The organism is Paenibacillus sp. FSL W8-0187 (assembly GCF_037969755.1).
In the GTDB taxonomy this organism is placed as follows: Bacteria; Bacillota; Bacilli; order Paenibacillales; family Paenibacillaceae; genus Paenibacillus_AQ.
On sequence record NZ_CP150206.1, the window covers coordinates 4,649,075 to 4,660,900 of the forward strand.

An 11,826-nucleotide genomic window follows, 5' to 3' on the forward strand; every position below is an offset into this window, starting at 1 on the left:
CGAGCTTATGATCGATGAATTACACCAATTATACTATGAACCACGTGATCATGATGGGCGCACCGATAAAGATCATGCCCAGTGCCATGACGATCCTCGTCGTATTTCTAGACAGCTTGTGCTGGGTCGCGGTTGAACGATACCAACCCCTGAACTGCAGGCGATTCCGGTAAAACACAAGAAACAACAGTACATTCCCCACGAACAGGAACAGGAAATATAGTCCGTTCCAAGGTATCCAGGCCTTCAGTATTTCATGTTCAATGTTGCCCAGAACCGTTACAAAGATCATCATTATGATCATCATACGTATCATTTCGAGAATGGATGAGGCCAATTTGGTCATAACACTTACTCCCTTTTCAATCATGCTGGTTTTGTCATTACTATTTTTCCATTATACAGCAAAAGGCGAGATCGAGATATGCCAAAGGACGATATGGTCATGAAGAACCATACCGTCCGTTTTTTTCCTCAGCCATGATGCTATTCAATGGGACTCGAGCTCTGCTTGTTGATCGTGTACCGATTGTTTTCTTATAAAGTATGAATCCAGCTTCCGACTGACCAACAAGGACAGCACGATAAAGGCAAGGACACCGAACAATTTAAAAGGTTCCGCAATAAAATCGGACAGGTTGGCACCGATGTAAGAGACACAGAACACCATAATGCCCTTGCCCAAGGTTACAGCCATCAGATAGGACATCAGGTTCATTCTAGCTAGCCCGGCGGCTACGTTGACCGCTACAAACGGCCCTACGGGGAGTATGCCAAGCAGGAAGACGTAACTGAAACCGTTGCGCTGAATCCAGCGCATACCACGCTGAACTTTAGGTTTATTCGCCCAGCGTTCGATCAGTGCTGTACCGGATATTTTGCGCACGATGAGAAAGGTCGTTAAGCATCCTGCCACCATGCCGATCCAAGAGTAAAGAAACCCGGCCCACAGCCCATACACCGCCGCATTCACACCTACAATCACGATCGTGGGCATCGGTGGAATGAAGGATTTCAGAAAAGTCAGAAGGATGCCCGGCAGAGGGCCTAATGCTCTAAATTGTTCTAATAACCATTCCAGATTGCTCTCTGTAAAGTAAGACATGATGTCCAAGTAGCCAATCAATGACTTCACCCATTTCTGCTAAGTATTGCCGACTAGCTGACCTGAAGCACCTGATTCAGCTGAGCCAGATGGTGGTTGTCGTGCCAGATGAAATCCCGCATAAATTGCGCTACCTCAAAGGGATGTCCGTCCGCGTCCGTGTACCGCAGCTCATATGACGTTTCAGGCAGGGCTTCGATCGCCCGAATCAGCTTCTCCCTTGCGATTATCGTCTGATCCACCAGCGCTTCTGTTGATAACGTCTTTGCATATTGCCTCGACTGTTCATTGAAAGTATCATAATCCATATGCCGGACGGTCAATGCATCCCCTGTAGAAATTTTGGCAATGGCTTCATTGTAAAAATACTCATCCCAGCGCATAATATGGCACACCACATCACGTACGGCCCATTTCCCCTCTGCAATCGGGGTGCTCCAGTATCCCTCTTCCTGTTCCGCGAATTCTTTCACTTTGCCGATCCATGCGGAATACTCATTCAGCAGTTGCTGTTTGTCACTCATATCCATTCTCCTTGTCCATATAAGATTTAATATAGGCGTCCAGTCGATCCTCCGGCCAGTGATACATCTTGAGCAGCTCCTCATAAGGATCGCCTGTGATATGTAACAGCTTCGCAAAGGCAGGCTCCGTCTTGTAACCCGACCTCTTCAGCTCGATAATTCCTTGTCTTGCAGTTTCACCGAGTCGCTTCAAAAGCTTGTATTCCACAATCATATGACGGTAACCATTCTGCTTCGTCGAAGGTATTGGCTGTGCAAAAATCTCGAATTCCCACCCCTTATACTGAAAACGCGCTACCGTTCGATCCACGTTGTTGACCGTACGGGATGAGCATGTGAAATTCGAAACAAGTTCACTATAATGCGTCGTGAGCTCTCGCTCAAAACGGGCAAAATCCGTCACATGGCATATGATATCGAGATCGCTTGAAGCGATGTCAATCCCAATAGGGATCGTACCCACCAATATCGGGTTGCAGGGTTTCAAATGATCCCATAGTCTAAGCTCGTCTATAACCATGGCTGCTTGCTTCTGTTTAGCAGAGCCTAGTTGTAAGTACTCCAAATTAAGAAAATCCATATGTTCTTGCATGTCTGCCACCACCTGCATTACTGCTCTGAACTTTCAGGCTAGCGCTCGGTCCACGTCGTCCGAACATAACCCAGCTTCATGCCAATCGATTCCATATTACGATGGCTCTGCGATAAGAAGGCACATTGGGAGGCAATCAGATCGCATCCTGCAAGCTTCGCATCCTGTATTCTCCTACGAAGCAGCTCCTGCTGCAAGCCCTGTCTACGATGCTCCGGGAGAGTTGCCGCAAATGTTAGTGACGCTGTCGATTGATTTACATACATGACGCCAGCTGCAGCCGGTTCATCTTTGACATAAGCGATATAGAAGCTCCATCCCGGGCGTGAATACAATACACGATTATTCGCGGCTACAGATGGAATTCCTTGATCAGGCAATCCTGTTCCACGGCAATGAACTTTAGCATAATCCTCAAATTCATCTTTGTCTATTGTTCTGATCACAATTCCATTACCTTGCACCCCCTTCATCTCTTGCGGGTTCATATACATGGAATTATGAAAAGCAGATTGATAGAATCCGCGATCGGCAAGCGCAGTCAGGACTTCCTGATTCACCAGGCCGGGTACGATCTCAAACTGGAATTTGCGGTCCCTCGATCGATAAAAGTCGATGATATCGTCCAAGTTATTCAGATCCTCTGAACGCAGTCCTTTCACCGTGTTAAAAGAAAGCCAAGGCATCGTCTTGCTGTACAAGCACAGTACATGGCCGAAGCGCTTCATTTCGACCCCTTCGGGATTTCCGGTCCGACCTTCGATTGCTTTCATTCGATCCAACATATAATCCGTTTCCGAATCCTGAATTCGATGGATAAGTTCCTCAGATGGAAGATGCCGCATATGGCCTCCTATGTATTATGATTAGTAATTAATTAGAGCCCGAAGATCGCTTACTGATACTTCGGGCTCTTACTTGCTGTGTATGTTTTATTTCGCGCTGCCCGGCAAATCGCAAGATCCGTCGGCACACATGCCGTCGCTGCTGTCGGAGTCATTCACCATCACTAGCGGATTCGCTTCACGATAAGCCTTATCTAGAGCGTCCGTGAACACTTCCAGCGGCTGCGCACCGGACACGGCGTATTTGCCTCCCAACACGAAGAATGGCACTCCCCGAATCCCCAAATTTGTTGCAGCGGATTCATCTGCCCTTACTTCCGATTGGAAATCGTCACTCTCGAGCGCGGCCACTGCCTGATCCCGCTCCAGGCCGACTTCAGCCGCCAGATCAGCCAACCGATTCTTATCACCAAGATTCTCGCCGTCTGTAAAGTGTGCACGGAACAACCGCTCCGTCATTTCTTTCATTTTACCATGCCCGGATGCAAAATGAACCAGGCGGTGAGCATCAAATGAATTGGCCGGGATGACGCGATCCATATGATAAGTTAGCCCGACGCTTGCCGCTTGCTGGGTCACGTTGCCGTTCGCAGCCTTAGCCTGTTCGATACTCATGCCGTATTTGGATGCCAATATCTCATCCATGGAAACCCCGGTCTTATACGATGCACTGGGATCCAGCTCAAAGCTGCGGTATACCACCTCAACCTGATCTTTATTAGGGAATTGCTCCAAAGCCGATTCGAAACGGCGTTTACCAATATAACAGAACGGACACATAAAATCCGACCATATTTCAACTTTCATTCTTTACGCCTCCTAGCGAGTATGAATACTGACTTACTTATTGTAACCCGCTTTCAGCATGACATCAACACCTCACATGAATACGGAGAGGTCTTACATGGATGTTCCAAGATACCGAGTACCAGCACGCCTGTTATCTAAGCGGGTTCCTGTTCTCCAGTAATCTGGTTAGAATCCAATCACTCACAACCTCAAAGCCTTGATTTACCTTCAGGGAACTATTCATTACCAGATCCGCATGCCAGCGGGTAGGCTCAATATATTCATCGTGTCTGTATCTCACAAGCTGTAAATATTCCTGAAGCACACGTTCCTCGTTATGCCCCTTATCTATAAACCAGCGGTTTCTGCGAAGCATTCTTTCATCTGTTGGTGATTCATTTCTTTTTTAGGCTCTGTTATCCTTGATTGTTGATTTCTGGCCAAAAGAAAAACCGCCCTATCAATCATACGGCGGTAAATTCTGAACTAACGTTTTCCGTTATCAATGACTCGTGGTACGGTCTTCCCCCAGTCTGTAACGGCAAAGTGCACTTTATCCCTCATACGCTTGCATCAAAGTTTTTATGTCAATTTTACTCTTCGTTTGGAGCAATGCTTTCATAACTCTTTCTGATTTTTCTGGATCTGGGTCGCTTACCATCTCGGTTAGAGCGGAAGGAATAATTTGCCACGACACGCCATACTTATCTTTTAGCCAACCGCAGTTTTGAGCCTTTTCATCTCCGCCTTCGGAGAGTTTTTCCCAAAAATAGTCCAATTCATCTTGATCTTCACAGTTCACGATAAATGATATTGCCTCTGTGAATTTGAAATACGGACCGCCATTTAAGGCTACGAATTCTTGCCCGTCCAGTTGAAATTCCACAGTCATTACGGTTCCTTCTGGTATCCCGTGATTATCTTTGCCATGGTGAGTGATTCTTCCTATCTTCGAATTTTGAAAAATAGAAGTGTATAACTCTGCCGCCTGTTCGGCTTGTGTATCGAACCACAAGTTTGGCGTGATTTTTTGGATTTTGTTATTCATTATTTTTACCTCCTTAATCTTCAAGCGTTTTAGTAGGTTTATACACAATACAAATTAGCATAAAAAATGAGCCATGGTTTCTTTCAAATTGCTATGTTTAAAAAGTTACAGATGTAAAAATTAAGCATATCATAAATAAACTAATCTACCCGTTAACGGAACGAGGCCACCGATCGTATTCCTGCGGCAGTTGAGAGTATTTGATGCTAACTCCGCACATTCGCAAAATATACACCATGCTCATTATCATCCGATTCGATACCGAGAAGCGACATGATCCAGGGAACCGTCCCTTGGTTTAAACCAAAATTCCATCCACAAGGGAGTCTTTTTTTGGAAGCCTTCGACTTCGGATATACATCGTTTAGAAAAGACACTCCAGATAGTCGACTTTTAGCCCTTCGATTTTCTTCATCATTTCAATGAGCGGCAACATTACTTTAACGTCCGCGGTGTCGTTAGGCAGAATAATGGAGAACAAGACAATCGGCCCTTTGGGACTTGGACAAACCCGGCGTACTCTCACACAAGGCAGACCGCGATAACAAAAAAAACAGACAGCAAACCGCCGCCTGTCACTTATATTTTTTCCAATCCATCTCGCTGTGTTCCAGTAAATACTCAAAATCATTATCGCGCCGCTTCTGTTCAGCCTTGCGCACAGCTTCCCGTTCCTGCCTTTCCTGCTCAAGCCGCTCAGCTTCATTGGCTTTCAAGGATTCGGTCGTTGCCTTCAACTTCGCCAGCACTTGAGGGTCCAGCATATCCTTTAACGTTGCGGGTTTATCGGCAGCTTCAGTTCGCGGCAATGGGGATGTTTTTTTCTTTTTTGCCATGATGTTCACCTCGATTTCCACATCATTATATCATCTTATGTACGGTCTGGCATCTATATATGTTGGGAATAACCACGAAAAAAAAAGAGAGCCTATCGGCTCTCCTTCCCATTATGCATACTTTACTTTGAGGGCGATCGATGGGACTTGAACCCACGAATGCCGGAGCCACAATCCGGTGCGTTAACCCCTTCGCCACGACCGCCAAGATAATGAGTATTTCATATTCTCGAGAATACATTTTAGCAGACATCAATCCACTTAGCAAATTGTAATTTTTTACAGTTCATTCTTGATTTCAACGGAAAGAACGTACTATACTTACTTGAACTCCAACATCTGAGAATAGAGCCCCTTTTCGATACAATATGATTAAGCATAGGAGGTAGGACATCGATGATCTATCATATTGATTATGTCTCAGAGGGATTACATGTCAAGGGGTATCTGGGTCTGCCGCCGCAATTGCCCCGTTCAAGCACCCATGAGATGTCCGAAGCGGTCGATGCCATACCCGGCGTAACGGTAGTCGGCACGCTTGCATGCTCATTGAATAAGGACACTGTCCCGGAAGGATCCTTCGGGTCAACTGAACCTAAGCTGCCACTGGTCCTGTATTGCCGCGGCGGCATTGGACGGGTTGGGGCGGTAAGGTTAAAATGGGTCGAAGAATTCGCAGCGCAAGGATATGCGGTGTTTGCTCCAGCCTATCGTGGGAATGAAGGCAGCGAGGGCAGGGATGAATTCGGCGGTGCCGATACGATGGACGTGATCTCCGCAATCGAATGGCTATCGCGCATTTCATGGATAGATAACAAACGTATTCATCTGTTAGGCTTTTCCCGCGGGGCGATCAATGCTGCCGTGGCAGCCGCCCTGTCGCCGCATGTATCCAAAATGATTCTCTGGAGCGGCGTCTCCGACTTGGCCCAAACCTACGAGGAACGAATCGATCTGCGCAGAATGATGAAACGCATCATTGGCGGTACGCCAACCAAGTTTCCGGAACGATACCTTCTCCGGTCTCCGATCCATTATGCGGACCGAATCCGATGTCCGGTCCTGATTGTCCATGGGACGCGGGACGAGCAGGTCCTGGTGGAACATAGTTACCGGATGCTGGACAAGCTTCAAGAGCAGGGACATCAGCCGGAAGCCCATCTGTACGAAGGTCTTGGGCATCATTTCCCGCCGCAGCAGCATGCAGCGGCGATCAACCGGATGTTCGACTGGTTGAAGAAATAAGTAGAAGTTGAGGAGCGCTCCTCACTTCTACTTATCTCTCTCCAAGCGCGTGTTGATTGGCATTGCTTCCAACTAGTTGTGCCCGGCAGCCGTCTCAATCCAGTATTTACACGTTCCGTTCGTAATGGAACTTAATTCACCGTGATTCCATTCAATGATGCAACGGGAAGCCAGGTTGGATTCATCACAGGTCAGAAGGACCCTGCTTATGTTTTTGTCATAGGCTTTCTTGACCAACTCCGCCAGCAGTCGCTTGCCATATCCTTTTCCACGCTCCGACGGCCTGATGACATACCCGATATGTCCCCCTAGCTCTAGCAGATTCTCATTCAGTCGGTGTCTCAGCTTACCGTATCCTACAGGCTTGTCGTTATCGTATAACCAATATATCGTCTGAGGAACATACTCATCCGGAAGATCGATGCCTCTCGCCATTTCGTAATTGCGCTGCACCTTAGAGGCGAACTCCTCCATGCCTCCGCTATTCAGACCATTAACGAAGCCATTCCCGCCCTGGCCGATTTCCTGGACCATAAGCAGCAGGCTTTCATCCTCCTTCACCTGCAGCTCCCTTAACACTAATGCCATGCCTATTCCTCCACTTGAAAGATTGAATCTACAATAACAGGTAGCTGATCCCGTAAGGATACGGCTCCGAATACGGATCTGGCGTGAATCCCTTGATCCCCGAATACATCAAGCATCAAGTCCGAGAATCCATTCAATACCTTATGATGCTCCTCATAGTCGGTTGTCGCGTTAACGAAGCCTTGAACCTTGACCACGCGCTTCACTTTATCAAGTGATCCCAGGCCTTCTCTCAATACGGCCAGGACTTCAATTCCGGTCAGGCGAGCATATTCATAGCCCTGTTCTGTTGTGTAATGTTCGCCCAATTTGCCCCTTGGCTGTCCTGAGGGTCCTTTCCCTGAAACATACATCAATCCGTTAACAACGACATAGTTGGCATACTTCGCTGCTGGCGAGCCTGCTTTAGGTAGGCTGATGCCCAGGCGCTTCAGACGTTCCTCCACACGAACGGTCATGTGATCACTCCTACAGGAAAAATATTCTATATAAATTTTAACTATTGTATCACGGAATGACCTTTTTACAAGTAAAAAAAGACCAACCTCACTCATCGAGGCTGGTCTTGAATTCAACATATCTGATGTTTAGATCCGGAACGAATAATAAGCATACCGTTCCGCATTATGAATGGCCTGCCATACGTCCGTCGTCTCGGCGCCCGGATACCAGTAGGCATAACCGGCAATCTGATATTTGGCGGCCATAAGATGTTTCATGGATAAAGAACGGGACTCCTCGGTCCATATGCGATGCGGAATGCCGCCGCTGCTATAAGCTGCTTCATACTGTGCCACGCTGGCATTCCATGTTAATGAAGCCTTGTTCAGGCGAATGCGATGTCCTTGCTCGGCCAAACTAATGTCCTCCGAGGATACCGACGAAGCGGTCTTCCAATCCCTCGTGTACAGCGGATACGCGATGATGCTCTTCTTAGCCGGAACTTGAGTCAGCAGCTTGCGCAGCGCGGATTCACTCCAAGGGACCGAGGAAACCGAGCCTGCTATTGGCGAACCACCCCAGTGCTGGTCATAACTCATGAGCACCATATAGTCCACCTGAGTGCCAAGCGCTGCGTAATCGAATGCAGCCGTCCAATCCGTATTCAGATCAGGTGAAACATCGATGGATAATTTAGCTCCTAGCCGCCTCATCTCTATGGATAATTGCGTAATAAAGGCCGTCAGATTCTGACGATCCTGTGGCATGACGTTCTCAAAATCAATATTGATCCCATCCAATCGATACCGGGAGACATTCGCTGTAATACTGTCAACGACAGACTTCCGGGACTGTGCGCTGCTTAAAACTTGATGAGTTCCTTCCGCATTTCCGCGGTTCCCCACCATTGCCCACACCTGCCGGCTGTTGTTATGAGCCCAATTCAACAGCTCCTTGTCGGTATGGTCCGTCAGCTTGCCGTTAGCTTCCATGTAGTACCAGCGCGGTACCAGAACATTCAATCCGGCCCGTTTGGCATAGGAGATGTATTGATTCGTTGTACCGTTATACAACCAGCCCATATGAACATTTGCAGGAGTCTGGAGGTTAATCTGGGTCAGCACATTCCCCGACTGCAGGACCCGATCCAGCAGCATAGCCGTTTCCTCTCGGGAGATCGCGTCCTGCGGCCTGAACTGTCCCTTACTCCCTTGCAGCCAGCCTGTATCAGTCGCTTTGCCAACGGCATTCCAAGCCCATTCCGCGATGGAAGCAGAATCCGTGTATCGGCCGGCTGTATTTCCGTTCATATATCCATTTTCTTTCATGGCACGAATCACCATCACAGTGGCCTCTTGCCTTGTTATGGATGCATTGGGGTAGAACCGGTAACCGTTCCCCTCAACAATGGACAAATTAAGTCCCGCGTGAACCCAGCCATAATACCATGCTGATTGGGAAACATCCCGAAACGCGGACAAATCATTCTGAACAGGCTCCATCTTGAGCATTCTGGCAACCATGGCCATGAATTCGGCCCGGGTCACCGGATTTCGTGGCAAAAAAGCTCCTGTGCCATCCCCGCTTACGATACCTTTCTTGGCCAGACGCTGGATCGCGTCTTTGGCAAAGCTTGCCGAGATATCGTGAAAATCGGTCGGGCTAGGAGCTTGAGCCGCTGCTGCCTGAAAAAGTCCAAAAAACGATGTAAAGGACAGCAGCAAACAAAGTGACAGGAAATACTTCTTCAAAGGGACGCCTCGATTCTATCATCTGATACCATCAGCATATCAGATGATCATAGAATCAGGCATTATTCATTTCTTGGTAATATTCGCTTCCGGTATCGTATTAACAGGATAAAATGACCGCACCGATCCCTTCTACGACAAGGGAATCCCGGGTTAGACGCCTAATATGCTCTTCGCCTAGCAGAATCTTCCATTCGCCCAGCTCAGGTAAAGCCAGAGAGGACTCTTTCCGTGCTGCATAATAGAGCACATAAATATGTTTCTCTGGATCACCGCCCGCATGATCGCGAAGCGAGAAAGCAACGGCATGCCCAGGGCACGGTTCAAACCGAAGATGCTTACGAATCGACGCCGCATCCCTCATTCTGAATGCCGGGTGATTCTTGCGGAGCTGAACGAGCCGTTGAATGTATTTCACTCCATCCTGATGCTCCGATGCCATACCCCAGTCCAGCCGATTCACTTCATCACTAGCATTATAGCTGTTCTCCACTCCGTTCTTGGAGCGATAATACTCTTGACCAGCATGCAGAAAAGGGATGCCTTGACTGGTCAGAATCATCGCCGATGACAGCCGGTGCATATCGCGACGTATGGCATCATTCTCCCCTTCTGTCGACAGCATAATTTTGTCCCATAGGGTATGGTTATCATGACACTCTACGTAATTTACGCACTGATCCGGCTCGGAAGCAAACGCCTTAATATCTTTGGAATACGGAATGCCGCCCACGATGCCTTGCCTCACCTTGTCTTCATATCCATCTCCGCCGCTCACAAAGCCTCTATAATCAAACTGAAAGATGTCTCCTTTGACCGTATCTCGAAAACCGTCGTTAAAATGTGCGATTCGCGGCATCACAGCTGCTTGCTGCTGATTCGCTCTCTTCTTCTCGTCCAGCTCGGTATTCATTACCCAACCTTCGCCGATCGTGATGATGGACGGATCAATCTGGTCCAGGCGCGCCCGGATTTCATTCATCGTCTCCACATCCAGCAAACCCATGAGATCAAAGCGAAAACCGTCGATCCGGTACTCCTTCACCCAATGCAGGACGGATTCCACAATGAATTTCCGCATCATCGGACGCTCGGATGCCGTGTCGTTTCCACACCCGGATCCGTTGGAGAATTTGCCGTCCTTCGTATAACGCAGATAATATCCGGGGACCAGCTTCGTGAAATTGATCAGATACCCGTCATATACATGGTTATACACCACATCCATGATGACCCGAAGGCCATGATCGTGGAATGTCTGAATCAACTGCTTCAATTCACGAATCCGAACCTCAGGCACATACGGATCCGTAGCATACGAGCCTTCGGGAGCATTGTAGTTCTTCGGGTCGTATCCCCAATTGTACTGCGGCTCATGAAGCCTGGTTTCGTCCACGCTTTCCGTTGCAAAATCATAGATCGGGAGCAGCTCCACATGCGTGGCCCCAAGCTCGACAATATGATCAAGCCCTGTGCGAATCCCTCCCGGACCTCGGGTACCTGTCTCCGCCAGGCCTGCAAACTTGCCTTTATGCTTCACTCCGCTGCCTTGATGAATGGTGTAATCACGAACATGCAGTTCATAGATTACGGCATCCAGAGGACTATGAAATGGCGGTTTGTCTTCTGTCCAGTGTTCTGGATCAGTCGAGGCCATGTCCAAGATATAAGCACGATCCCCATTAACGCCTACAGCGGCAGCGTAGGGGTCGACAGCTTCGTTCCATTGATCCCCGATAAGGACCTGGTAGGTGTAGAACATCCCTCGAAGATTTTCTCCTACTTTCAGCAGCCAAGTTCCCTTCACATCACGCGTCATCGCGATTCGCCGGGCTTCTACTGCCTGCCAATCCGGATAGAGCAGAACGTAGGCCTCACTCGCCGTCGGTGCCCACAGGCGAAACGCGGACTCTTGCGGTTGGTAGGTTAAACCCAGATCCGTTCCATCGTAATAAAAAAGCTTGTCAAATTCCTTATCAAAGACGGAGACTCCCCCGGTGACCGCGGGATCTCCGTAGTGAATAACAGCATTGCTTTCTTTTTGTACCGACAAGATGTCCAC

13 protein-coding genes and 1 tRNA gene are annotated in these 11,826 nt (G+C 48.3%); 1 reads left to right on the top strand and 13 read right to left on the bottom strand.

Annotation, left to right across the window (positions count from 1 at the left end; genetic code table 11):
• Nucleotides 1-28 precede the first annotated feature (28 nt).
• The 9 genes from MKY48_RS20800 to MKY48_RS20840 all read right to left on the bottom strand — a co-directional run bounded on the left by MKY48_RS20800 (nucleotide 29) and on the right by MKY48_RS20840 (nucleotide 5,944).
• On the bottom strand, nucleotides 29-346 hold the full coding sequence (locus MKY48_RS20800; RefSeq protein ID WP_339290694.1) for a hypothetical protein: 318 nt from the start codon (nucleotides 344-346) through the stop codon (nucleotides 29-31).
• Between the two features lie 144 nt (nucleotides 347-490).
• Nucleotides 491-1,135 (bottom strand): TVP38/TMEM64 family protein, encoded by a 645-nt coding sequence (locus MKY48_RS20805; RefSeq protein ID WP_339266016.1) that lies wholly within the window; start codon nucleotides 1,133-1,135, stop codon nucleotides 491-493.
• 23 nt (nucleotides 1,136-1,158) lie between these two features.
• Nucleotides 1,159-1,629 carry a DinB family protein gene (locus tag MKY48_RS20810; protein WP_339290695.1) on the bottom strand — a complete coding sequence of 157 codons (471 nt, stop codon included), beginning with the start codon at nucleotides 1,627-1,629 and terminating at the stop codon, nucleotides 1,159-1,161.
• Nucleotides 1,622-2,221, bottom strand: a complete 600-nt coding sequence (locus MKY48_RS20815; protein ID WP_339290696.1) for a DUF4269 domain-containing protein — start codon at nucleotides 2,219-2,221, stop codon at nucleotides 1,622-1,624. The genes MKY48_RS20810 and MKY48_RS20815 overlap by 8 nt, the downstream gene beginning before the upstream one ends.
• A gap of 38 nt (nucleotides 2,222-2,259) precedes the next feature.
• Complete coding sequence (locus MKY48_RS20820; protein ID WP_339290698.1) at nucleotides 2,260-3,066, bottom strand: GNAT family N-acetyltransferase; 807 nt, start codon at nucleotides 3,064-3,066, stop codon at nucleotides 2,260-2,262.
• 87 nt (nucleotides 3,067-3,153) lie between these two features.
• Nucleotides 3,154-3,873 carry a DsbA family oxidoreductase gene (locus tag MKY48_RS20825; protein ID WP_339290700.1) on the bottom strand — a complete coding sequence of 240 codons (720 nt, stop codon included), beginning with the start codon at nucleotides 3,871-3,873 and terminating at the stop codon, nucleotides 3,154-3,156.
• Between the two features lie 535 nt (nucleotides 3,874-4,408).
• Entirely contained in the window at nucleotides 4,409-4,903 is a 495-nt protein-coding gene (locus MKY48_RS20830) for a VOC family protein (protein ID WP_339290702.1), read from the bottom strand.
• Between the two features lie 575 nt (nucleotides 4,904-5,478).
• Entirely contained in the window at nucleotides 5,479-5,739 is a 261-nt protein-coding gene (locus tag MKY48_RS20835; protein WP_339266027.1) for a YqkE family protein, read from the bottom strand.
• Between the two features lie 132 nt (nucleotides 5,740-5,871).
• Nucleotides 5,872-5,944 (bottom strand) — tRNA-His (locus MKY48_RS20840).
• Between the two features lie 191 nt (nucleotides 5,945-6,135).
• Here MKY48_RS20840 and MKY48_RS20845 point away from each other — a divergent pair.
• The gene (locus MKY48_RS20845) at nucleotides 6,136-6,984 is read left to right on the top strand and encodes an alpha/beta fold hydrolase (protein ID WP_339290704.1); all 849 of its coding nucleotides are present in this window, start codon (nucleotides 6,136-6,138) and stop codon (nucleotides 6,982-6,984) included.
• Nucleotides 6,985-7,056: 72 nt separating this feature from the next.
• Here MKY48_RS20845 and MKY48_RS20850 read toward each other — a convergent pair whose 3' ends face one another.
• From MKY48_RS20850 to pulA, 4 genes are all read right to left on the bottom strand, one after another.
• A complete protein-coding gene (locus tag MKY48_RS20850) occupies nucleotides 7,057-7,572 on the bottom strand; it encodes a GNAT family N-acetyltransferase (RefSeq protein ID WP_339290705.1) in 516 nt (171 codons plus the stop codon).
• Nucleotides 7,573-7,574: 2 nt separating this feature from the next.
• Nucleotides 7,575-8,030: a RidA family protein gene (locus tag MKY48_RS20855; protein ID WP_339290707.1), complete on the bottom strand. Its 456-nt coding sequence runs from the start codon at nucleotides 8,028-8,030 to the stop codon at nucleotides 7,575-7,577.
• Between the two features lie 129 nt (nucleotides 8,031-8,159).
• Nucleotides 8,160-9,764 carry an S-layer homology domain-containing protein gene (locus MKY48_RS20860; protein WP_339290709.1) on the bottom strand — a complete coding sequence of 535 codons (1,605 nt, stop codon included), beginning with the start codon at nucleotides 9,762-9,764 and terminating at the stop codon, nucleotides 8,160-8,162.
• 100 nt (nucleotides 9,765-9,864) lie between these two features.
• Nucleotides 9,865-11,817, bottom strand: coding sequence for a type I pullulanase (pulA, locus tag MKY48_RS20865; protein WP_339290711.1), 1,953 nt, complete (start codon nucleotides 11,815-11,817; stop codon nucleotides 9,865-9,867).
• Nucleotides 11,818-11,826 lie beyond the last annotated feature (9 nt).